Raw genomic sequence first — 22,682 nt, forward strand, 5'->3', positions numbered from 1 at the left:
CGGTTTTTTATCAGGTGTACGAAAATTGAACAGTAGCGTTTCACCCCTGAAACAGGCGCTTATATTGGATCCACGATAATTTCATCAACAGAGTTATCCACAGGCTGTGGCTTTTTAAGGACGTTCCGCCAAGAGCAGGAAATTGCGCGGCGTAAGCGCGGTTTCGCAGAAGGTGCCGAGGCGAACGGTGTAACCCTGATCGGCGAGGAAAAGTGCCCGATCAAGTACCAGCCAAAGCTCCAGCGGGCGTCGGAAAAGGCCGCGCAGCAACTCCAGATTGCGTACTTCGGCGAGTCGTTGCCAGCCGGCGGCTTCGAGTGCTGACCAATCTTGCGGACCGATTGTGGATAACTCTTTCAACGCGGCCAAATGATGGCAGTAGTCGGCGAAGGATTTTTCCAGCCAGGCGCTGGGCAGGGAAGGGGTTGGCAGGTAGTCGTCAACGCCGCGCAGTTGCCGTTGCAGCAAGTCGAAACCCAGGCGCCGGGCCATGGAGGTGTCGCGCTGGCGTCGGACGCGAGCACCGGCGGTGACGGTTTCGCTTATCGGCAGCGAGAGATCGTCGAGGGAAAGTTGCAGGTCGGATCGCAAACCGGCCGGGGAAAGTGGCTGGTAAGCCGTAAGACTGATCCGGTTATAGCAGCAGGGCGCGATGGCCAGTTGTTTGCAGCCTGCCGCAGTGGCGAGCTGCATCAATCGAACATGCAGGTCACCGCAGGCGTGCAGCGCTACTGGCGTGTGATCGGCATTCAACATAGCCACAGCATCCAGCGCGAGCACATCCTGTTCGACATGCAACGCATGCATGTGATGACGCTGGCTGAGTGCCTGACCACTGGTCACCAGCGCCGGGTCGTATTCCAGACACGTCAGTTGTTGCCCGGGTTGCAGCAAACGCCGACCCAAGTGGCCTTTGCCCGAACACCAGTCAAGCCAATGCTTCGGCGACGAATCAAACGACAAGCGACTGGCGAACGCTTCAATCTGCTGCCACTTGCGCCCGGGCACATCGACATTCAATCGATGCCCGGCCGCCTCCAACACATGCGCCGGCATCTCACCCACCGAACCCAACTCAAGGGACCGCACCGCCAACGAAGCAAACGGCTCCGGCGCATCCAGCAAACCAGGTTGGTTATGACTGATTTCTGCATCCTCCAGCGACCGTCCGCGTAGCCAATTCGCCAGTTCCGGGTAGGACGCTTCCCAAGGAAGCTGCAGATGAGTAAACGGACGAGGCTTCCACAGCGCCTGATGCTCTATCAGAAAAGCATCCAGCGCCGTGAAACGGGCGAGCAAGGCCTCGCCCGTCAGCACGGGGGAATCAACGCCCTTGGCAGGCATCGACGCGCAGCCAGCGCTCCAGCAGCTTGAAGCCGCGCACCAGCACGTAAGCCATCAGCAGGTAGAACATGCCCGCAGCGAAGAAGATCTCCACCGGCAGGTAGGTCCGGGCAATGATGGTGCGGGCCATGCCGGTCAGTTCGAGCAGGGTCACGGTGCTGGCCAGTGCGCTGGCCTTGAGCATCAGGATCACTTCGTTGCTGTAGGCGGGCAGGCCGATGCGCGCGGCACGGGGCAGGATGATGTAGAACAGCGCTTTGGCCTTGGACATGCCCAAGGCGCGTGCCGCTTCGATCTCGCCCGGCGGAATCGCTTGAATCGCGCCGCGCAGGATCTCGGCGATGTAGGCCGCCGTGTGCAGTGTCATGGTTGCCGTCGCACACCAGAACGGATCGCGCAGGTACGGCCACATCGCGCTGTTACGAATCGCGTCGAACTGCGCCAGTCCGTAGTAGACCAGGAACAGCTGAACCAGCAACGGCGTGCCACGGAAAAAGAAGATGTAGCCGTAGGGAAATGCCCGCACCCACCACAGGCGCGATGAGCGAGCGATGCCCAGTGGAATAGCCAGCAGCAACCCGGCGATGACGGCGATGGCCACCAGTTCCAGGGTCAGTGTTGCGCCTTGGGCCAGTTTCGGCAGCCACTTGATGATGACTTCCCAGTTCATTGGGTGCTCCTCGCGAAGCCGCGAGCGGCGCGTTTTTCCATAAAGTGCATGCCGGTCATGGCCAGAATGGTCAGGCCCAGGTACATGAACGCGGCCACCATATAGAAGGTGAACGGCTGTTTCGACACGGTCACGCCGATTTGCGCGTGACGCATGATTTCTTCCAGGCCGATCACCGACACCAGCGCGGTGTCCTTCATCAGGATCATGAACAGGTTGCCCAGGCCGGGCAGGGCAATGCGCCACATCTGCGGCATGATCAACCGGGTGAAGATGCGAAACTTCGACAAGCCCAGCGCCACGCCCGCTTCACGGTGACCTTTGGGAATCGCCAGGATCGCACCACGAAACACTTCCGTGGCGTAGGCGCCAAAGCACAGCCCCAGCGCAATCACGCCGGCGGCGAAGGCATTGAGTTCGAGGTCGGGATTGCCGAAAAACTCACCCAGTGCACGCATCAGGTTGACGGTGCCGAAGTAGATCAACAGCACCCAGAGCAATTCCGGGATGCCGCGCACCAGGGTCGAATACGTGCCGCCAAGCCATTGCAGCGGCTTGTACGGGGAAGTCTTGGCCAAGGCGCCGAGCAGACCGAGCACCAGCCCCAGGCACAAGGCCGAGAGTGCCAGTTTCACAGTCATCAGCGCGCCAGCGGCGAGCGCCGGGCCGAATCCGTAGAGATCGATAGTCATGGATTTCTTTTCAATGTGCAGCAGGCAATGCCAGGGACTGGCGCCGTCAGAGAACGGCGCCGGCCAGGCAAGTCAGAATCAATAGATGCTGAACGGGAAGTACTTGTCGTTGATCTTCTTGTAAGTGCCGTCCTCGACGATTTCTTTCAAGGCAAGGTTCAGCTTCGCGCGCAGGGTGTCGCCTTTACGCACAGCGATACCGATCTTGTCGCTTTCTTCCACCGGGTCGCCCTTGAACTCATACGAACGACCGGCGTCGCTTTTCAGCCACTCGTAGTTGACGTACTTGTCCGCCAGGATGCCGTCCAGACGGCCGGAAGTCAGGTCCAGGTAGGCGTTTTCCTGGGTGTCGTAGAGTTTGACTTCAACGCCGGGCATGTTGTCTTCCATCCAGGTGCCGGCGAGGGTCGCACGTTGTGCGCCGATCACTTTGCCCTGCAGGGAATCCTTGTCGGTTTTGAACTCTTTGTCTTTTGGCGCGATGAACTGCAGTTTGTTCGAGTAGTACGGGTCGGTGAAGTCCACCGCTTGCTTGCGCTCGTCGGTGATCGACATCGAGGAGATCAGGAAGTCGAACTTCTTGGCGTTCAGGGCCGGGATGATGCCGTCCCAGTCGGACGTGACCACGGTGCAGTCGACTTTCATCTTGGCGCACAGGGCGTCGCCGATTTCTTTGTCGAAGCCGACGACATTGCCACTGGCATCTTTGTTGTTGAACGGCGGGTAGGCCGCTTCGATGCCCATCTTCAAGGTTTCGGCGACGGCACCGGCGCTGAAGGCCAGGGTGACGGCGGCAGCCAGGAAGATTTTTTTGTAGTTCTGCATGCGGGTAGCTCCGTTAGCGGTTGCTGGACATGAATTGTTTGCAGCGCGCCGAAAGCGGGTTTTCGAACACCTGCTGTGGCGATCCTTGCTCTTCTACCAGGCCCTGGTGGAGGAACACCACCTCGCTGGACACCTGACGGGCAAAGCCCATTTCATGGGTGACCAACAGCATGGTGCGGCCTTCCTCGGCCAATGCGCGGATGACATTAAGTACTTCCTGGACCATTTCCGGGTCAAGGGCGGAGGTGGGTTCATCGAACAGAATCACCTTGGGCTGCATCGCCAGCGTGCGGGCGATGGCCGCGCGTTGTTGCTGGCCGCCGGACAGTTGCGCCGGATAGGCGTGGCGCTTGTCAGCGATGCCGACCTTGGCCAGCAAGGCTTCGGCGACTTCGATGGCTTCGGCTTTGCTCTGGCCGAGCACGCGGCGCGGGGCTTCGATGATGTTGTCGAGCACGCTCATGTGCGGCCACAGATTAAAGTTTTGAAACACAAAACCAATCTCGCTGCGCAGGCGGTTGATCTGCTTGCTGTCGGCAGCGACCAGTTCGCCGTTCTTCGCCGCTTTGAGCTTGAGTTCTTCGCCGGCCACCAGGATCTGGCCCTGGTGCGGGTTTTCCAGCAGGTTGATGCAACGCAGGAACGTGGACTTGCCGGAACCGGAAGAACCCAGGATCGAGATCACGTCGCCGTCGCGGGCGGTCAGCGAGATGCCTTTGAGCACCTCAAGCGAACCGTAGCGTTTGTGCAAGTTGCGGATTTCAAGCGCGGGCGTGGCCTCAGCCATGTGCGTTCCTCATAGTGTTTCGCTCCTGCTGTTGGTTGGCCTTCCTGGCGAGGCGGCCAAGCTAGCATAGCGTCTGAATGGCAGCCAACAGCGCTACGGGCGGTAAACGGGTGGTGTGTGGCAGGTTGTCGCATCGGTACAGCAGACTGTCGCGCTGCTATCAACCGAACAGCCGTTTGAACCAGCTGCCCCGCGGGTGTCGCGTAAAAAAGGGCGCGATGTTGCCAGCTTTGACGGGGTGTTGGAAGCGCTATCCGGCCAAACGTTCCTGATCTGCACTTTTATTGTGCGTCGACACATTTTCGGGTGTGTTTCCGGTGCGCTGGCTCGTTCCTAAAGTGGGTCGCAGGGTAACGCTCTGGCGAATTGCCATTAATCTCAAGGACTTGCGATGACTGTCCGGTCACGCCACAGGCCCCGTGCTTGAGGAGTTTGAAACATTTTGGCGCAATTATTGCGTGCAGAATCCGGAACGCCCTGTTGGTTTCTTTTTACGAGAAGGAACGCCAGACGGGATGGATGCACATCGCTTTCCCTTACAAAGGTAGTTTCAATGAGCAGTACCCCAAGCTCCAATGGCCTCGAACAGGGGCTCAAACCGCGTCATGTGACCATGTTGTCGATCGCCGGGGTTATCGGCGCCGGCCTGTTCGTCGGCTCCGGCCACGCCATTGCCGCCGCAGGCCCAGCCGTGCTGTTGGCCTACGCCGCCGCCGGTGCCCTGGTGGTGCTGGTCATGCGCATGCTCGGCGAGATGGCCGTCGCGTCGCCCGATACCGGCTCCTTTTCGACGTACGCCGATCGCGCGATCGGTCATTGGGCCGGGTTCACCATCGGCTGGTTGTACTGGTGGTTCTGGGTGTTGGTGATTCCGCTGGAGGCCAACGCCGCCGCGACCATCCTGCATGCCTGGTTCCCGAATGTGGCGATCTGGGCCTTCACTTTGGTCATCACTTTGCTGCTGACAGTGACCAACCTGTTCAGCGTGAAGAACTACGGTGAGTTCGAATTCTGGTTCGCCCTGGTCAAAGTCATCGCGATCATCGGCTTCATCGGCCTCGGCATCATGGCGATCTTCGGCTTCCTGCCGAACAGCCAGGTCAGCGGCGTTTCCCATCTGTTCGACACCCAGGGTTTCCTGCCAAACGGCATGGGCGCGGTACTGGGCGCCATTCTGACTACCATGTTTTCCTTCATGGGCACCGAGATCGTGACCATCGCGGCCGCGGAATCGAAGAACCCAGGCCAGCAAATCTCCAAGGCCACCAACTCGGTGATCTGGCGGATCGGCTTGTTCTACCTTGTGTCGATCTTCATCGTCGTGGCCCTGGTTCCATGGAATGACCCGGTACTGGCCGCAGTCGGTTCGTACCAGACCGTGCTTGAGCGTATGGGCATCCCGAATGCCAAGTTGATCGTCGATATCGTGGTGTTGGTTGCTGTGACCAGCTGCCTGAACTCGGCGCTCTACACCGCATCGCGCATGATGTTCTCCCTGGGCAAACGCGGCGATGCACCAGCCGTTTCCCAGCGCACCAACAAAAGCGGCACGCCGTACTGGGCTGTCATGTTGTCCACCGGTGCAGCCTTCCTTGCTGTGTTCGCCAACTATGTGGCCCCGGCTGCGGTGTTCGAATTCCTGTTGGCCAGTTCCGGCGCCATCGCGCTGCTGGTGTACCTGGTGATCGCGATTTCGCAACTGCGTATGCGCAAACAGCGTATGGCTCGCGGTGAAAAAATCGCCTTCAGCATGTGGCTGTTCCCGGTCCTGACCTATGCGGTGATCATCTTCATCGTCGCGGCCCTGACCATCATGCTGTTCCAGGACGCCCATCGCGTGGAGATCCTCGCGACCGGTCTGCTGAGCTTGTTGGTTGTTGCTGCTGGCTTGTTTGTGGCGCGCCGTCGTCGCAACGAAAAGCTGATCGCAGCAGTAGCGCGCTGAGTGTCCTGATTCAAGACAAGCGCTGTTGAAGCACAGAAACGACCGCCATCAGAAATGATCGCGGTCGTTTTTGCTTTCATTCAAGTGAATTACGAGCGGCTATCTGATGGACAGGATGATGGCCAGATAGTAGCCTTCTCGCCGAATGTGTATCTCGCTGTTGCGGGATGCGATGGAGATTCAGGACACGGATTGTTCGACGCCCCCAGCCTTCCTGGCTAAAAGCCCCCGACCCTTTCTTGCCTGCTCCCTCATCTGACGCGAGTCACAGATGCATTTGCGTGTGCTTGCGTTTAAACGAGCTGCATGGAGCTAGCCCGGCCATTCAGCCAACCCATTGGGGCATCAAGGAGTCAGGCATGGCGTTTACATCGGTTGTGTTCAAAAACCCTAACACCGGTGCCATGAAAGAAGCGCCAATCGGCTTCTCGTGGACCGTGTTTTTCTTTGGCTTTTTCCCGGCCTTGTTCCGTGGTGATTTCAAGTGGGCTGCGATTATGTTCGTGGTGGCTTGCTTCACGTTCAGCCTCAGCAACCTTGTGTTCATGTTCATCTACAACAAGCTGTACGTGCAGGACCTGATCGGTGCCGGTTACAAGGCTCAGTCCATCGCCAAAGGCGATCTGAGCTATGCCAGCGCCAAGATCGGTATTGAAATTCCGCGTCTGGAAGGTGTTGCTGCCTGATTGCTGTTTGTCAGGTTTGAAAAAAAAACGGCCGCTGTCAGTGATGACAAGCGGCCGTTTTTGCTTTCAAGGGCGAGTGTTTATTCGCTCTTTTCTTCCTGCGCATCCAACGACTGACGATAGCTGTCCAGCGCGTCGCCAAAATCAGTGATGAACTGCGGATCGGTCAGCCAGGCCTGTGCGGCATCGCGGTCCATGCCATCGGTCCACATGCGGTAGTCGATCAGCATGTCGGCGGCCAGGTGAGTGGCGGCCATGGCTTCGTTGTCGGCGTTTTCCATGTCCAGCAGTTCTGGATGGTCGCTGATGATCCCTGCGAGATCCGACAGCAGGATCTTCAGCATGTCGCCACGGCTGATGGCTTCCGCGTCGCGCATTTTGCTGAACATCGCCAGGGTGTATTCCGGGATCGGCTCGCCGATTTCACCCAGGTCATCGTCCAGTGCGGCGGGTTTGCGGCCGTGGATGTTGATTTGCTTGGCTTTGATCTTGGCGCGCTTGGCGCGTTTTTGCTGCTTGTTCAGGGATGCCATGGGAACTCAGTTCGGTTTCTGTTGGTTTTGGGCTGCGATGGCTTCGGAAGCCGCCACGTAATCAACCTGGAAGGCTGGGGACTCGATCCAGGCCAAGGCGCCGGCTTCGTCGACTTCGGTGGACCATTGGCGATACTCGATCAGCGCGCCAATGATGAAGTCTGTAGCTGTTTCTTCGCCTTCCTGCTCCAGCACCAGTGCGAGCAGCGGGTGTTCGAGGAAGGCTGCACACATGGCTTGTTGGCTGATTTTTTCGGCATCGATCATTTCTTTGAACAGTTCGGTGAGGTCAACCGATTCAAAATCGATGCGATCGTCGTTCGGGTCCAGCTCGACCGGCGCGGCGGCCCGCTGGGTGCGGTTCTGCTTGGCCTTGGCTTTGGCGCGGGAGGCGCGTTTGTTCTGCTTGTTGGCGGATGCCATGGGTGAATTTCCGTCATTCGATGAGAGGGCGAGTCGATCAGTTGCGTGGCACTCGCCGCCCGGGGGTGTCGGGGGCCAGTTCGCCGGTCTGCAACCAGGACAATGCAATGGGCCATAGTGTGGCTTGGTATGCGCTGCGAAAAAAGGCGAAATGTCCGACTTCTTCTTCGCCGATGTCTTGCGGGGCGATTCGCAGGTGGGTGTTTGTGCTGTTGGTGAAGTAGCCGAGCAGGCGTTCAATGGCGGCGATCGTACCGTAAGGATCATCGCTGATGCTGATGGCCAGGGTTTTTGCGGTGACTGATGCAAATGGAAGCTGGCCGGTTTTTGCGTGCATGACACGACCACTGGGCCGCGTTTCGTAGCACGCAGTGGGCGTACTCCAGTCGCGAACCACGCCGGCAGGCGTGTCCTCCAGCCAGCCGAGGCGTTTGCCGGGGAAGTAGCCGTAAAGCAGGGTCATCAACGGCATCACCACATGCCACTTGCCGAACATCCGCCAGCGATGGGCGGGCGCATAGTCGCGCCAGTACGCAAATTGCGCACCGACCGTCACCAAGTGCCGAATCAATTGCCCGGACGCTCCCAGGCCCGCTGCACAGCCTCCAAAGCTGTGGCCGACCACGTCGATGGGCTGGTCGGGGAATTCGCGCTGAGCGCGCTTGAGCATCGCCTCGAAATCCAGCACGCCCCAATCGGACCATGACGCCTCCAACCCTTTCAACGACGTTGGGCGCGACTCGCCGATGCCACGGTAGTCATAGGTGATGACATCGAAATCGTTGGCAAACAGGTAGTCGGCGAAGCGCGAATAATGCCGGCAACGAACCGAGGTGGCCGCGTTGATGATGACGACTGGGCGCGCGACGTCTTGAGAGGCGTGCCGCCAAGTGAAGCCGCCGAGGATGAAGCCGTCTGCGGCGGGCTCCTTGAACGGTTCGCCAGCGGTGTCGGCGGTCAGCGGCAATTCGATTTGAGTCGGCGCCAGTGAAGGCATGTCCTGCAAATTCATCGGCTTTGGACCTTTGCGGGTAGTTGCCAACGATAGTCCTCACACCGCCTGTGAACAATCAGCCCGTATTTATCAGGGGGTCAGATCAAGCAGTCGCTCCTCGATTGCCGCCCGTTCTCGATCCAGTTCTGCACGCAGTTCCTCTTCGCTCGGCAGCACTAGCTTGTACTTGCTGGCGAACAGTTGCTCATTTCCTTCCAGTACTGAATAGCGCACCACCGACTCATCTTTTTGCGCGCAGAGAATGATGCCGACGGTAGGGCCGTCTTCCGGTCCGCGTTTGAGGTCGTCGTACATCCGCACGTACATGTCCATCTGGCCGACATCCTGGTGGGTCAGTTCGCCGCGCTTTAGATCGAAGATAACGAAGCATTTGAGCAGATAGTTGTAGAACACCAGGTCGATGTAGAAGTCTTTGCTGTCGGTGCTGATGCGTTGTTGGCGGGCGATGAAGGCAAAGCCTTTGCCCAGTTCAAGCAGGAAGGCTTGAAGCTGCTGGATCAGTGCTTGTTCGAGATCGGTTTCCTGGGTCAGGCCAGCGTCGGGCAGGCCCAGAAATTCCAGCATTACCGGATCCCTGATGAAATCTCTAGGGTGTGCGTTCATTTTCTGGATGTTGGTTGCGGCTTCCTGTTTGACGGCGGGGCGGTCGCGACTTGCTAACAAACGTTCGTAGTACAGGGTGTTGATCTGGCGTTCCAGGGCGCGGGATGACCAGTTTTGTATGGCAGATTCGTTCATGTACCAGTGACGGGCGTGTTCATTATCGACACGCAGTAGCCTGCGGTAGTGGGTCCAGCTCAATTCGGAACGCACTGCGTCCCAAATTGGAAAGGTCTGATAAAAGTCCCGCATATAGCGCAGGTTGCGTTCATCAAAACCTTTTCCAAATTGCGTAGTAAGAGTTTTGGCCAGTGTTGGAAGCAAGCGCTTGCCGTATGCCGCCCGCCGAGCCCCTTCCTGCTCAAACTCGACAATATGCCTACCAATCTGCCAGCAGGTTTGCACCTGAACGGTATCGACCGCTCGCAACACCTTCTGGCGTGCCTGACGTATCAATTCCCCAAGGTTTCCCACCAGAGAGGCGAGTTGTGGGTCTTGAGTGTTTTCGGTTTTGACGATGCGCATGAAGTCTTCCGCGGCTGGAGGATCAGGCGAAAGAGGATGGCAAGAGAGGGCAGGGCAGCGATGCCGGGCGAAGCCGGGAAATCCGCAGGAAATACCGGATTCGTTTTGCAGGAGCAATCCGACTGGAATGCGTGCTTGAGGAATACAGCGTGTAGTCCGATTCGCAGTGAGCTCAAGTCCCAATCAATCTAAAACTTGAGCAATCAGCGAGAAATCTAAAAGGAGTAAAGATTGGGTTCTGTGGAGCCCGGGAGTCACCATCATGAAGTCCATCCATTCCCTCATGTTGCCCATCGCCACCGTCGGTGTGCTGATGTTTTCCGCCATGACAGGGGCCGCCAGCCTCGAGCCTATCGACAGCTCAGGCGTGCAGATCCAGCGGCAGGAACAGAACGGGATTACCTATTTGTCCGGCGGTATTGGCGAGGATGAAGCGAAGGCCATCCAGCAAACGACCGGCTACAACCTGCACATGACCTTCTCCATTGGAGCGGAGGGCAAATATGTACCGGATGTGGAACTGGTTATCCAGAGTGCTCAAGGTCAGTCAGTGCTGACACTCAGTCAGGCAGGGCCTTTGGTTTATGTCCAGTTACCGGCTGGCAAGTACACCGTGGTCGCCACCCGTAATGGTGAGGCAAAGCGCGACACGACAGATGTCGGCAGCGCTGGCGTGCGTAATCTGGTGTTCAACTGGAAGGGTGACGAGTGACGGTGGCAGTCCGTCGAGACTGCCCCTCGCCCAGTTGATCAGGCTTGCGTCGTCTGGCCGCGCAGAATCAGTTGTTTACGCTGCTCTTCAGGCAAGTCGTTGATGCAGTAATTCACGTAAAAAATGTTCAGGAAGAAGGTATAGAACCCGTTCATGCGCAGGTCGATTTTGTGCTCGTTGAGGGCGTATTCCGACAGCGCGTTCTTTGCCTTGAAGGCCCACACGATGTACAGCGCGTTCAATGCGATCAGCAGAATGCCGGAAAGCGAGTCGAACAACACGTCGCCCAGGTTCGACAACGCGCCGCTCCAGCCAAGGCAGACGGCGACCCAGATAATGTAAGTGTCGTCGACCACTTTGATTTTCGTGGTTTCGTTGATCTTCTGGTTGCTCTTGTACAACCACAACAGCAAGTAGATCCCGGCGGTCGCAATCGACAGCAGGACCATGTTCAAGGTTTTGGTGTTGATCTTGTCTTTCAGTTCATTGATGTCGGACATAACTGTTCCATGTTCAGGGCTATCGAGAAGGGAGCGTGCCTGGAAGGCTGGCTTCGTGTCGTCGAACAGGGAAGGGCAGTGTTTTGCGGGGAGGGGTGAAAAGCACGCACTCCTTGCGCTGTCTCTATCCTGTATCGACTGATTCGGATGCGGGGGCATCGGGATCAGTTGGCTTTATTCCATGCACGGGCAAAATCATAGCATGGTGCCATCACCGAGCCAGCGTACTAAAGAGTGATTGTTTTTCCGGTATCTGTGCTGCGCTGAACTGTTGTTATCAAATCGCAGGCATAAAAAAACCCTGAATCTTGCGATTCAGGGTTTTCGGTATTTGGTGCCCAGAGACGGAATCGAACCGCCGACACGGGGATTTTCAATCCCCTGCTCTACCGACTGAGCTATCTGGGCAACGGGGCGCATTAAACGGGTTTTTCAGGGGGTCGTCAAGCAAGTTTTCAAAAAAAATTTAACTATTACCGTCGCTTACGTTCCGACCCCCGATAAAACGGGATTATTCAGCGGGCGGAACGTAGCCTTCAGCCTGCGCGTATTCCTCGCCGGAGAAGTACTTGTCCATCTCGCCCTGAAGGTATTTGCGGTCTTCGGCGTTCATCATGTTCAGGCGTTTTTCGTTGATCAGCAGGGTCTGGTGTTTCTGCCAGTCGGCCCAGGCCTTGGCCGAGACGTGGTCAAAAATGTCCTGACCTTTGGCGCCCGGGAATGGGGCTTTCTCCAGGGCGGGTAATTCTTCTTTGTACTTGCGGCACATGATGGTGCGGGTCATGACGACTCTCCTGCGTTCAATACGGCGGCCGCGCGTTCGAGCAAGGTTTTGACCGGGGCGGCAAGGCCCAGGCGCGGCGGGGTGGCGAGGTTATACCAGAGCCAGTCGGCCTCGGCCACGTGATGGCCGGCCTCCTGGACCTGAACCAGCCAGGGTTCGATGGACAACTGGAAGTGGCTGAAGGTGTGGACCAGGCTCGGCAGCGCTTGTTGGCTGCCCAGTTCCAGCGAGTGCTGCGTGGCCAGATGTTGCAGGTCGTCGAGGTCATCGAGTTCCGGCAGGCTCCAGAGACCGCCCCACAAGCCCGTGGAGGGCCGGCGGTAAAGCAGAATCGCGCCTTCGCCGTTGGCGAGCATCGGCATCAGCGTGCGCTTCTGTGGCACGGTTTTGCGCGGCTTGGGAATCGGGTAGCGGGTTTCCAGGCCGAGCATGTGCGCTTCGCAGCCTTTTTCCAGCGGACACAGCAGGCAGCTCGGTTTGCTACGAGTGCAAAGTGTGGCGCCCAGATCCATCATCGCCTGGGTGTAGGCGTTGACCCGATCATGCGGCGTGAAGCGCTCAGCGTTCGCCCACAGCTGTTTGGCGACCTTTGGCTCGCCCGGATAACCCTCTTGCGCAGTAAAGCGCGCCAGGACCCGTTTGACGTTGCCATCGAGGATTGGCGCACGTAGGCCCATGCTCAGGCTGGCGATGGCGCCAGCGGTAGACAGGCCGATGCCCGGCAACTCGACAAGCTTTTCAACATCCCGCGGAAACTCGCCGCCGTACTCGGCCACGACAATCTTCGCGGTCTTCTGCAAATTGCGCGCACGGGTGTAGTAGCCGAGGCCGGTCCACAGGTGCAGCACTTCGTCTTCCGGCGCGGCGGCCAGGGCCTCGACCGTCGGCAGCGAGGCCATGAACCGGTCGAAGTAATTCAGCACGGTGCTGACCTGGGTTTGCTGCAGCATGATTTCCGAGACCCACACACGATACGGCGTGATGCCTTGTTGCCAAGGCAAATCGTGGCGGCCGTGGCGGTCGTACCAGTCCAGCACCGCTGATGAAAACTGCTCGGCTCTCATCGCTTGAACAGCCCCTTCAGCGCGTTTTTCAGTTCAGGACTGACCTTGTCGCCAAGCTTTTCGTCGATTTTCTCGCTGATCCGTTCGCCCGCCAGCTTGCTCGCGACCTGACCCATGCGTTCATTATCGAGGCGGCAGGCCTTGGCACCCAGTTCCAGCGGGCCACGGCAGCGCAGCGGCCACTCGATGCCGACGAACTTCTCGCCGACCTGGCAGGCCGGGTCCGGCATGTCGCTCTTGTCGCCTTCGACGATCACGCCGACGCGGTAATCCATGCCCAGCACCCGCAGGTCGACGTCGCCGTCACCCTTCACGGTCATGCCCGGGATGCGCACTTTCAGGTCCGGGTTGCTGGCCACGCCGTTACGGAAGGTCAGGTTGCCGTTGAGTTCCTGGAACGGTGTGTCCTTGCCCCGTGGCTCGCCGCTGAGGGATTTGCGGTTGAGGGTGGCGATGCCTTTGCACAATTGCTGTTCGAGGTTGGCATTGAGCAGCACGCCGTTGTTGATGACGAAGCTGGCATTGCCATTCAACGTTTCGATCAGCGCTTGCTGGCTATTGCCGCTGCCGGTCAGCGCACTGTTGAGCGTCACCAGACCTTTGACCGGAGGATTCTTCCCTTGGCTTTCGAGGATTTTTTCCACAGGCACTTTGGTGATGCGGGTCTGCATGTTCAGCGCCGGCGCTTCCTGGCGCACGTCCAGAGTGCCCTTGGCTTCGAAGTTGCCGCCGTACAGGTCACCGCGCAGGTTCTCAAGAGTCAGCAAGCCGCCCTGGCCGGTGGCCTTGAGTGCTGCGTTCTGGATCGGCAGTTTATCGAGGGTCAACTGGCCGAAGGTCAGGTCGGCGTCCACGTCGAGTTTTCTCAAGCGTTCTACCGGCAACAGGCGTTCAGTGCTCCACGCGGTTTTGGTCGGTGCGGCGGGCAACGGCGTGCTGCCGGCGCCCGCCATGGCATCGGCCTCGGTGCTGGCGACTTCGGCCTGACGCACTTGCGTCGCGCTGTTGGCTTCGGCGGATTTCGGCGGCAGGTAACGGTCGACGTTGAACGTGTCGGCCTTGAGGATTGCGCGCAACGATTGCTTGGCGAAATCCTCGATGGCGATGCGGCCGCTGAAGCTGCTGTCGTCGACTTTCAGGTTGATGTTGTCGAGTGAAAGGCTCGCAGGTGTACCCGCCAGACGGCTGACCAGCTCGACCTTGCTCAGGCTGCCTTCGGCCATGGCCGGAAGTTTCTGGCCGATGCTGTCGACGAATTTCGCCAGGTCGAACTGGGCGATGGAAATGCCGCCGCTGATTTGCGGCGTCTTGTCGAGGTCGTTGACCTTCAGTTCGCCCAGTGCGCGCAATTGGTTGGCGGAGATCTTGATGCCGGTCCATTCGGCGACATTCGCGGCTTTATCCAGCAACAACTGGCCTTGGGCGGCGAAGGTCATGGTCTTGCCTTGCAGCGGATCGCCGGCGACTTCACCGGAGAGTTTCATGTCTTCGAATTTGTAACGCTGCAAGGCGCGTTCGAAACGCAGCTCGCCATTGATCTCTGTGCGTACACGCAAAACCGGCTGATTGGTGCCGAGGAACGCGGTGAGTTTGACCGGAATGTTGGTCGAGTCGTGGACCGGGCCGGTACTCAATTGAATGCTTTCGGCGCTGAACTGCTTGCCGGTCTTCTCGTCGTTGTATTCAACGCGGGCGTTGTTGACGGTCAGGCTGTCGATGTCCAGGCGAATCGGCTGGGCCGGTTTTTCCGCCTGGACGGTGGTGTCTGGCGCAGGAGCCGGTTCGCCAGGCGTGGCGGGTGGCGTGGCCGGGTTGGCTGGCGTCGGGACCTTGCCGATATCTTCCCAATTACCGTGACCGTCTTTGTCACGGTTCAGGCGCAAGTTCAGGCCTTCGACACGCACGTCACTCATCTGCACTTCGCGGCGCAGCAGCGGCAGCACGCGCACGGACAGGCCCAGCATCTGCAAGTCGGCGAACGGCTCGGTGGGCTTGGCCAGGGTCGCGACACTGGCTTCGTGCAATTCCAGGCCAAGCCACGGGAACAGGCTCCAGCCGATATCGCCATTGAGCGTCAGCTCGATGTGGGCCTTGTCGCGGGCAATCTGGCGGATCTCGTCTTTATAGTCGTTGGGATCGAAGAGGTGGGTCAGGGCAAAGCCCAGCGCCACAATGATCAGCAACAGCCCGAGAAGCACCAGACCCAGGATTTTGCCGAACGCTTTCATGGGCGAGTCCTTGTAGTTAGTCGAATTCGAAATTTAGCCGGGGAGTATAGCGCTCCGAAGCGGACGACCGGTCAGCGATCACGCCGGCAACACATCCAGCGGCACTTTCAGCTTGGCGGCCAGGGCCTGTGCTTCCAGATGCCCGGCAGGCGCCAGCAGGCGCAATGTCGCGCCCGATTGCGACGCCATTTTCTGCGCTTCGTTCACCAGGCGTTCTGCCACGCCACGGCGACGGGTAATTTTTCGTACGCAAAGTTGGGACAAGTGCCAAACGTCGGGGTGCCGTTGCAAACGAGCGGCGCCGAGCAGTCGATCATTGAAGCGTCCGGCGATCAGCGAACCGTCGCCCAGGCAGCCTTCGATCAACTGCACATCCCCGGAAAACGGGGCGAACAGCCAGTCCGGGGCGTCGCGGTAAATCTTTTGCAGGTCTTGCTGATCCTGATAAGTGGCTTCGTTCAGCGGCTCGACAATGATCGGCATGGCGGTTCCTTCAGTGGTACGAGAACGGACGACTTACATAAAGGTGATGTCACTTTGGTTTTTCTGTCACGTACAGATGGTAACCTCTGCCAGTTCGTCCGTCCTTCTGCGACGTGATGTCGCACCAAAATGGAGCTTCACCCTGCAAAAGACAGTCGTGCGTGCGCATAAGGCTGGGGGTGAAGAGTGGCTGGCGAACCATACTAATAATTGGGGGATACACAATGACCACGAGCATCACGGCGGACGGCCTCAAAGCCGATCAGCCCGGGTTCCTGTCCAAGGAACGCATCATCGCCAAGCCCGGTTTCAACCGTTGGCTGGTACCACCGGCCGCTTTGGCCATCCACCTCTGCATCGGCATGGCCTATGGCTTCTCGGTGTTCTGGCTGCCGCTGTCCAAAGCCCTGGGCGTGACCAAGGCAGTGGCCTGCGCGCCGGACATGAGCTTCATCTCGCAAGTTTTCTCGTCGCAATGTGACTGGCCGATCTCGATGCTCGGCTGGATCTACACCCTGTTCTTCATCTTCCTCGGCTGCTCGGCAGCGATCTGGGGTGGCTGGCTGGAACACGCCGGGCCGCGCAAGGCCGGCGTCGTATCGGCTTTGTGCTGGTGTGGTGGCCTGCTGATTTCAGCGCTGGGGGTCTATACCCACCAGATCTGGTTGATGTGGATCGGCTCCGGGGTCATTGGCGGTATTGGCTTGGGCCTGGGTTACATCTCGCCGGTGTCGACCCTGATCAAGTGGTTCCCGGACAAGCGCGGCATGGCGACCGGCATGGCAATCATGGGCTTCGGTGGTGGTGCGATGGTCGGTGCTCCGCTGGCCGCAGCCTTGATGGGGCACTTCGCTTCGGCAGAGAGCGTCGGCGTATGGCAGAGCTTCCTGGTGATGGCCGCGATCTACTTCGTGTTCATGATCGGTGGCGCACTGTCCTACCGCGTGCCGCCAACCGGCTGGAAGCCTGAAGGCTGGACTGCTCCGGCGAAGAAAGCCTCGAACGCGATGATCACTCATCGTCACGTCCACGTGAATGTGGCGTGGAAAACTCCGCAATTCCGTCTGGTATGGCTGGTGCTGTGCCTGAATGTGTCGGCGGGTATTGGCATCCTGGGCATGGCTTCGCCGCTGTTGCAGGAAGTCTTCGCGGGCAAATTGCTTGGCACTGATCAGACGTTTGGTCAGCTCGACGCCGCGCAATTGGCGTCGATTGCTGCCATCGCTGCCGGTTTCACCGGTTTGCTGAGCCTGTTCAATATCGGTGGACGGTTCTTCTGGGCTTCGTTCTCGGATTACCTGGGCCGTAAAAACACCTATTTCGTGTTCTTCGCCCTCGGTTTCGCGCTGTACGCGCTGATCCCGAACCTCGGTCACTTGGGCAACGTTGCGCTGTTCGTGGCGGCGTTCTGCATCATCCTGTCGATGTACGGCGGTGGTTTTGCAACCGTGCCGGCTTACCTGGCGGACCTGTTCGGTACGCAAATGGTCGGCGCGATCCACGGTCGTCTGCTGACGGCTTGGGCGGCGGCGGGGGTGTTGGGTCCGGTGTTGGTGAACTACCTGCGTGAGTATCAGCTGAGCATCGGCGTTGAACGCGCCGCGGCTTACGACATCACTCTGTACATCCTCGCAGGCCTGCTGGTGCTGGGTTTCCTGTGCAACCTGATGGTTCGCCCGGTGGCCGACAAATACTTCATGACCGACGCTGAACTGGCCGCCGAACAGGCGCTGGGCCACGACAAGGGTGCTGATGCCAGCACCGTGCTGGAGTGGAAAGCGGCTGCGGGCACCAAGCCGTTGGCGGTTGCAGCGTGGCTGGTGGTGGGTATTCCGTTGGCGTGGGGTGTTTGGGTGACCTTGCAGAAGACGGCAGTCCTGTTCCACTGATGATCTCGCGCCCGACCCGTCGGGCGCACCGTTTCCTGTAGGAGCGAAGCTTGCTCGCGAAGAACGTGACGCGGTGTATCAGGTACACCGTCTTCGCGGGCAAGCCTCGCTCCTACATGTCATTACAGGTACAACCCCGGCACTGTCGGGCTCACTCCGTCAGTCATATCACCTCCCGTGTTTCTGTTTCGCGCCCGCGCCCCTATAATGGCTGCCTTTTTCGCCCAATGATTTTGCGGAGCTGGTGATGGCCGAACGTAAGGCGTCAGTCGAGCGCGACACTCTGGAAACCCAGATCAAAGCCTCGATCAACCTGGATGGCACCGGAAAGGCCCGATTTGATATCGGTGTTCCTTTTCTTGAGCACATGCTGGACCAGATCGCCCGTCACGGGCTGATCGACCTGGATATTGTCAGCAAGGGCGACCTGCATATCGACGACCACCACACCGTGGAAGACGTCGGTATCACCCTGGGTCAGGCCTTCGCCAAAGCCATCGGCGACAAAAAAGGCATCCGTCGCTACGGCCACGCCTACGTGCCGCTCGATGAAGCGCTGTCGCGCGTAGTGATCGACTTCTCCGGCCGTCCTGGCCTGCAGATGCATGTTCCCTATACCCGCGCCACCGTTGGCGGCTTCGACGTTGACCTGTTCCAGGAATTCTTCCAGGGCTTCGTCAACCATGCGCTGGTCAGCCTGCACATCGACAACCTGCGTGGCACCAACACCCACCACCAGATCGAAACCGTGTTCAAGGCTTTCGGCCGCGCCCTGCGCATGGCCGTAGAGCTCGATGACCGCATGGCCGGTCAGATGCCGTCGACCAAAGGCGTTCTGTAATGCAGACGGTCGCGGTTATCGATTACGGCATGGGCAACCTGCACTCGGTGGCCAAGGCCCTCGAGCACGTCGGTGCCGGCAAGGTCCTGATCACCAGCGATGCCGATGTGATTCGCGAAGCCGACCGGGTGGTTTTCCCCGGCGTCGGCGCGATTCGCGATTGCATGGCGGAGATCCGTCGCCTGGGCTTCGACTCGCTGGTGCGCGAAGTCAGCCAGGATCGTCCGTTCCTCGGCATCTGCGTCGGCATGCAAGCCTTGCTCGACAGCAGTGAAGAGAACGACGGCGTCGACTGCATCGGCCTGTTCCCGGGCGCGGTGAAGTTCTTCGGCAAAGACCTGCATGAAGACGGCGAACACCTGAAAGTCCCGCACATGGGCTGGAACGAAGTGAAGCAGACGGTGAGTCACCCGCTGTGGCACAACATTCCGGACCTGGCGCGTTTCTACTTCGTGCACAGCTACTACATCGCTGCCGGCAATGCCCGGCAAGTGGTGGGTGGCGGTCACTACGGTGTCGATTTCGCCGCGGCGCTGGCCGATGGCTCGCGTTTCGCCGTGCAGTTCCACCCGGAGAAAAGCCATACCCATGGCCTGCAATTGCTGCAGAACTTCGCCGCGTGGGACGGTCGCTGGTAAATGGCCGTCAAGAAGAAGCCACCGATCCTGACCCTCACTCCCGAGCAGGAGAACGAGGCCAATCACAAGATCAAACGCTTTATGGAAGATCGCTTCGAACTGGACCTGGGTTCGTTCGAAGCGGCTGAAATCCTTGAGCTGTTTACCCGTGAAATTGCGCCGCACTATTACAACAGGGCGATTTTCGATGTGCAGACGCACCTCAAAGAGAGGTTCGAAAGCATCGAAAGCGACTTGTGGGCGCTCGAGAAAAACTGATTTCCGAGCGAAGCTGAACACTCGAATTTGAAGGTTTGCCAGATGCTGATTATTCCCGCTATCGATCTTAAAGACGGTGCCTGTGTTCGTCTGCGCCAGGGCCGCATGGAAGATTCCACGGTGTTCTCCGATGACCCGGTGAGCATGGCTGCCAAGTGGGTGGAGGGCGGTTGCCGCCGTCTGCATCTGGTCGACCTGAACGGCGCCTTCGAAGGCCAGCCGGTCAACGGCGAAGTGGTCACCGCCATTGCCAAGCGCTACCCGAACCTGCCGATCCAGATCGGTGGCGGTATCCGTTCCCTGGAAACCATCGAACACTACGTCAAAGCGGGCGTGAGTTACGTCATCATCGGCACCAAAGCCGTGAAAGACCCGGCCTTCGTCGCTGAAGCCTGCCGCGCCTTCCCGGGCAAAGTGATCGTCGGCCTGGATGCCAAAGACGGTTTCGTCGCCACCGACGGCTGGGCTGAAATCAGCACCATTCAGGTGATCGACCTGGCCAAGCAATTCGAAGCCGACGGCGTGTCCGCGATCGTTTATACCGACATCGCCAAAGACGGCATGATGCAGGGCTGCAACGTTCCGTTCACCGCTGCGCTGGCCGCTGCCACGCGCATTCCGGTCATCGCTTCCGGCGGTATTCACAACCTCGGTGACATCAAGTCGCTGCTCGACGCCAAGTCGCCAGGCATCATCGGCGCCATCACTGGCCGGGCGATCTACGAAGGCACTCTCGACGTTGCTGAAGCGCAAGCTTTCTGCGATTCGTACAAAGGCTGAGGACTGACCATGGCGCTGGCCAAACGCATCATCCCTTGCCTGGACGTGGACAACGGCCGGGTCGTCAAAGGTGTGAAGTTCGAGAACATTCGTGATGCCGGTGACCCGGTGGAAATCGCCCGTCGCTACGACGAGCAGGGCGCCGACGAGATTACCTTTCTCGACATCACCGCCAGCGTCGATGGTCGCGACACCACACTGCATACCGTTGAACGCATGGCCAGCCAGGTTTTCATCCCGCTGACCGTAGGCGGTGGCGTGCGCACCGTGCAGGACATTCGCAACTTGCTGAATGCCGGCGCGGACAAGGTCTCGATCAACACCGCAGCGGTGTTCAACCCGGAATTCGTTGGCGAAGCGGCGCAGCACTTCGGTTCGCAGTGCATCGTCGTCGCCATCGACGCCAAGAAAGTCTCCGGCCCTGGCGAAACCCCGCGCTGGGAGATCTTCACTCACGGCGGTCGCAAACCTACCGGGCTCGACGCCGTTGAATGGGCGAAGAAAATGGAAGGCCTCGGTGCCGGTGAAATCCTCCTGACCAGCATGGACCAGGACGGCATGAAAAACGGCTTCGATCTGGGCGTTACCCGCGCCATCAGCGATGCCCTGGGCATTCCGGTGATCGCCTCCGGTGGCGTCGGCAACCTGCAGCATTTGGCCGACGGCATTATCGAAGGCCACGCCAGCGCGGTATTGGCGGCGAGTATTTTCCACTTCGGCGAATACACCGTGCAGGAAGCCAAGGCCTACATGGCCCATCGCGGGATCGTGATGCGATAACGCGTCCGGACAAAACTTCCGGGCCGAGGTCAGTTGGCAACGTCAGCCTCGTGAGTGTCTGTCGCGAGGCCCAGCAAGTCGACCCTCGGCTCTGATGCCTGCCCCGACTTGTCGTAGGCAATAGAACAGAGCTTGCCCGGAAGCTTGCCGCCTGGAACGAAGAAATCCATCTCCATGTCGTTCGTGTAGTTGTCAGGTTGATTGCAGTCCGTCGTTGCGGCGGGACCGTATTTTATGGCGTAGGTCCTGTGCGGCGCCTCCGTTTTCGCCAGGGCTACATAGACTTCGGTGACGATCGACAGAGCAGGCGGGGTGGTTGGCTTGTTATCCAATATCTCGACGGGCAGGGACAGTGCATTTTTCAGAAGCCCCGATTCGGGTTTTTGCGTCGCAGAATCAACGCCGAGAATGCACAGAAAATAGAGGCCGGGGTCACGCCCTATGTCGGAGTTGATGAAGGCATTCGCTGATCTCTCCGCATCGCTGTAGTGATGAGGGCTTTCGCACTCAATTGCCTTGCGCACGGTTTTATGGCGATAGAAGTCGGTGCTGATCGAGAATCGATAGTTCCAGGTCGGAATGGCCATTGAACCGTCATCCTGCTGTTTGACCCGTTGGTAACTTTTGAGCGTGGTGGCGTCAGTGTCGATGGTGAACGCCGGGAAGAGTTGGCAGGACGACGGCGGGTTTTTTGCGATCCGACCTTGCTCGAAGCACCCGTTGAGAAATGCCGTCGGGTTGCCGTATATATTTCCCGGTATTGCCTGATAAGCCTCTCCAACGGGTGTGCAAGGAGCATGCTTGCGGCATGGAACAAGGCTTTCATCAAAATTTCCTGTCCCGATCACGCCGACGATCTCATTGGTGGAGCGATCCAGTAATGGGCTTCCTGAGCCGCCTCCCCGGACATCCTGACAGCGAGTCATGAACGTGTTGCGCCATACCCAGGCGCCCTCAACAATCTCCTGCGCCGGTTGCAGAGCGCAGGCCGACACCCGCAACGTGGTTTGATCAAAGCCTTTTGGCGCCCCGACGATCAATACGTCGGTCCCGTCCACTGGTGTTTCACGCGCGAGCTTCAATGGCTGTACGCCATTCTCGATGAGCGTCTGAAGGCTGACATCCAGCTCGACGATGGCCATATCAACGCCTTGAATGCTGCGCCATGTCGTCGTCTTCAGCGGATAGGTCTTGAATGCGGTGCTGTCAGTGAAATAGTTGAATGTGAGGCTGCCGGTAATCGGTCTGTCTGTGACGATGTTGCCATTGGTCCATTCAATGCAGTGGCCCGCAGTGAGTACGTAAGCGGGAGTTTCAGGCCGCTCGAGTTCATCGCGTGTATCCAGAAGGGTCGCGGTACAGTTGCCTGAGCCGGTCGTCAGGCGCCCGATACCTTGCCAGTGGTCGCGGGAGCCGTCGGTGTTTTCAAGGACGATGGACGACGTCAGGTTCTGCAGGCCTTCGCCATAATCGCTGCCGTTTGCAAAGCACGGAGCGCACAGTGAACACGCCGCGCCGGCAAGAAAGAAGGGGATCGAATTCATTGAGCGTTGTCTCTGATTAATGTGAAAAAACCGGCCTGTCGCCGGGTGTTGGCAATTAATCAGATTCGGCGGGGTGGAGTGCGGTATCTATCTACCGCAGTGACGTTTACACCCGTTATTTTAACGATCTACATGA

General features: G+C 58.8%; 24 protein-coding genes and 1 tRNA gene. 9 read left to right on the forward strand and 16 right to left on the reverse strand.

All coding sequences use genetic code 11. The features are described from left to right. Positions 1-114: 114 nt before the first annotated feature. The 5 genes from ACA049_RS01625 to ACA049_RS01645 form a co-directional block, all read right to left on the reverse strand. Positions 115-1,344, reverse strand: a complete 1,230-nt coding sequence (locus ACA049_RS01625) for a methyltransferase (RefSeq protein WP_497332624.1) — start codon at positions 1,342-1,344, stop codon at positions 115-117. After that, positions 1,325-2,014, reverse strand: coding sequence for an ABC transporter permease (locus tag ACA049_RS01630; protein WP_497332626.1), 690 nt, complete (start codon positions 2,012-2,014; stop codon positions 1,325-1,327). The genes ACA049_RS01625 and ACA049_RS01630 overlap by 20 nt, the downstream gene beginning before the upstream one ends. Then, a complete protein-coding gene (locus ACA049_RS01635; protein ID WP_059406395.1) occupies positions 2,011-2,706 on the reverse strand; it encodes an ABC transporter permease in 696 nt (231 codons plus the stop codon). The genes ACA049_RS01630 and ACA049_RS01635 overlap by 4 nt, the downstream gene beginning before the upstream one ends. Positions 2,707-2,784: 78 nt before the next feature. Then, entirely contained in the window at positions 2,785-3,531 is a 747-nt protein-coding gene (locus ACA049_RS01640) for an ABC transporter substrate-binding protein (RefSeq protein WP_497332628.1), read from the reverse strand. Between the two features lie 13 nt (positions 3,532-3,544). Continuing rightward, positions 3,545-4,318 (reverse strand): ABC transporter ATP-binding protein, encoded by a 774-nt coding sequence (locus ACA049_RS01645; RefSeq protein ID WP_150735486.1) that lies wholly within the window; start codon positions 4,316-4,318, stop codon positions 3,545-3,547. Between the two features lie 553 nt (positions 4,319-4,871). Between ACA049_RS01645 and gabP the strand changes: the two genes are divergently transcribed. Further along, positions 4,872-6,263, forward strand: a complete 1,392-nt coding sequence (gabP, locus tag ACA049_RS01650) for a GABA permease (RefSeq protein WP_497332631.1) — start codon at positions 4,872-4,874, stop codon at positions 6,261-6,263. Positions 6,264-6,622: 359 nt separating this feature from the next. Further along, positions 6,623-6,949 (forward strand): hypothetical protein, encoded by a 327-nt coding sequence (locus ACA049_RS01655; protein ID WP_497314988.1) that lies wholly within the window; start codon positions 6,623-6,625, stop codon positions 6,947-6,949. 80 nt (positions 6,950-7,029) lie between these two features. Here the strand turns inward: ACA049_RS01655 and ACA049_RS01660 are convergent, their stop codons facing one another. The 4 genes from ACA049_RS01660 to ACA049_RS01675 all read right to left on the reverse strand — a co-directional run bounded on the left by ACA049_RS01660 (position 7,030) and on the right by ACA049_RS01675 (position 10,045). Further along, positions 7,030-7,482, reverse strand: coding sequence for a hypothetical protein (locus tag ACA049_RS01660; RefSeq protein WP_219093285.1), 453 nt, complete (start codon positions 7,480-7,482; stop codon positions 7,030-7,032). Positions 7,483-7,488: 6 nt separating this feature from the next. Beyond that, entirely contained in the window at positions 7,489-7,905 is a 417-nt protein-coding gene (locus tag ACA049_RS01665; RefSeq protein ID WP_497332633.1) for a hypothetical protein, read from the reverse strand. A gap of 37 nt (positions 7,906-7,942) precedes the next feature. Continuing rightward, positions 7,943-8,917: an alpha/beta hydrolase family protein gene (locus tag ACA049_RS01670; protein WP_497332635.1), complete on the reverse strand. Its 975-nt coding sequence runs from the start codon at positions 8,915-8,917 to the stop codon at positions 7,943-7,945. Between the two features lie 72 nt (positions 8,918-8,989). After that, positions 8,990-10,045, reverse strand: coding sequence for a PDDEXK nuclease domain-containing protein (locus ACA049_RS01675; protein WP_497332637.1), 1,056 nt, complete (start codon positions 10,043-10,045; stop codon positions 8,990-8,992). 262 nt (positions 10,046-10,307) lie between these two features. On the opposite strand from ACA049_RS01675, the gene ACA049_RS01680 reads away from it, so the two are divergent. Beyond that, positions 10,308-10,757 carry a carboxypeptidase regulatory-like domain-containing protein gene (locus ACA049_RS01680; RefSeq protein ID WP_497332639.1) on the forward strand — a complete coding sequence of 150 codons (450 nt, stop codon included), beginning with the start codon at positions 10,308-10,310 and terminating at the stop codon, positions 10,755-10,757. 38 nt (positions 10,758-10,795) lie between these two features. On the opposite strand, the gene ACA049_RS01685 is transcribed toward ACA049_RS01680, so the two are convergent. The 6 genes from ACA049_RS01685 to ACA049_RS01710 all read right to left on the reverse strand — a co-directional run bounded on the left by ACA049_RS01685 (position 10,796) and on the right by ACA049_RS01710 (position 15,816). Further along, positions 10,796-11,257 (reverse strand): DUF4234 domain-containing protein, encoded by a 462-nt coding sequence (locus tag ACA049_RS01685; RefSeq protein ID WP_438661569.1) that lies wholly within the window; start codon positions 11,255-11,257, stop codon positions 10,796-10,798. A gap of 332 nt (positions 11,258-11,589) precedes the next feature. Continuing rightward, a tRNA-Phe gene (locus ACA049_RS01690) sits at positions 11,590-11,665 on the reverse strand. Positions 11,666-11,768: 103 nt separating this feature from the next. Then, on the reverse strand, positions 11,769-12,041 hold the full coding sequence (locus tag ACA049_RS01695) for an oxidative damage protection protein (RefSeq protein WP_497332641.1): 273 nt from the start codon (positions 12,039-12,041) through the stop codon (positions 11,769-11,771). Next, complete coding sequence (gene mutY / locus ACA049_RS01700; RefSeq protein WP_497332643.1) at positions 12,038-13,105, reverse strand: A/G-specific adenine glycosylase; 1,068 nt, start codon at positions 13,103-13,105, stop codon at positions 12,038-12,040. Before mutY ends, ACA049_RS01695 begins: the two co-directional genes overlap by 4 nt. Beyond that, entirely contained in the window at positions 13,102-15,333 is a 2,232-nt protein-coding gene (locus tag ACA049_RS01705) for an AsmA family protein (RefSeq protein WP_497332645.1), read from the reverse strand. The genes mutY and ACA049_RS01705 overlap by 4 nt, the downstream gene beginning before the upstream one ends. Before the next feature lie 78 nt (positions 15,334-15,411). Beyond that, the gene (locus ACA049_RS01710) at positions 15,412-15,816 is read right to left on the reverse strand and encodes an acetyl-CoA sensor PanZ family protein (RefSeq protein WP_497332647.1); all 405 of its coding nucleotides are present in this window, start codon (positions 15,814-15,816) and stop codon (positions 15,412-15,414) included. 224 nt (positions 15,817-16,040) lie between these two features. On the opposite strand from ACA049_RS01710, the gene ACA049_RS01715 reads away from it, so the two are divergent. From ACA049_RS01715 to hisF, 6 genes are all read left to right on the forward strand, one after another. Then, complete coding sequence (locus tag ACA049_RS01715; RefSeq protein WP_497332649.1) at positions 16,041-17,705, forward strand: OFA family MFS transporter; 1,665 nt, start codon at positions 16,041-16,043, stop codon at positions 17,703-17,705. 247 nt (positions 17,706-17,952) lie between these two features. Continuing rightward, the gene (gene hisB, locus ACA049_RS01720) at positions 17,953-18,546 is read left to right on the forward strand and encodes an imidazoleglycerol-phosphate dehydratase HisB (RefSeq protein ID WP_003218037.1); all 594 of its coding nucleotides are present in this window, start codon (positions 17,953-17,955) and stop codon (positions 18,544-18,546) included. Beyond that, positions 18,546-19,184: an imidazole glycerol phosphate synthase subunit HisH gene (gene hisH / locus ACA049_RS01725; protein WP_090176778.1), complete on the forward strand. Its 639-nt coding sequence runs from the start codon at positions 18,546-18,548 to the stop codon at positions 19,182-19,184. Before hisB ends, hisH begins: the two co-directional genes overlap by 1 nt. Next, positions 19,185-19,442: a DUF2164 domain-containing protein gene (locus tag ACA049_RS01730; protein ID WP_008024930.1), complete on the forward strand. Its 258-nt coding sequence runs from the start codon at positions 19,185-19,187 to the stop codon at positions 19,440-19,442. It abuts the gene before it with no gap. 42 nt (positions 19,443-19,484) lie between these two features. Then, positions 19,485-20,222: a 1-(5-phosphoribosyl)-5-[(5-phosphoribosylamino)methylideneamino]imidazole-4-carboxamide isomerase gene (gene hisA / locus ACA049_RS01735; RefSeq protein WP_497332651.1), complete on the forward strand. Its 738-nt coding sequence runs from the start codon at positions 19,485-19,487 to the stop codon at positions 20,220-20,222. Positions 20,223-20,231: 9 nt separating this feature from the next. Then, a complete protein-coding gene (gene hisF, locus ACA049_RS01740) occupies positions 20,232-21,002 on the forward strand; it encodes an imidazole glycerol phosphate synthase subunit HisF (RefSeq protein WP_007972752.1) in 771 nt (256 codons plus the stop codon). A 29-nt stretch (positions 21,003-21,031) separates the two neighbouring features. Here hisF and ACA049_RS01745 read toward each other — a convergent pair whose 3' ends face one another. After that, the gene (locus ACA049_RS01745) at positions 21,032-22,546 is read right to left on the reverse strand and encodes a trypsin-like serine peptidase (RefSeq protein WP_497332653.1); all 1,515 of its coding nucleotides are present in this window, start codon (positions 22,544-22,546) and stop codon (positions 21,032-21,034) included. Positions 22,547-22,682: the final 136 nt, after the last annotated feature.

This window comes from Pseudomonas sp. LBUM1662 (assembly GCF_059695915.1).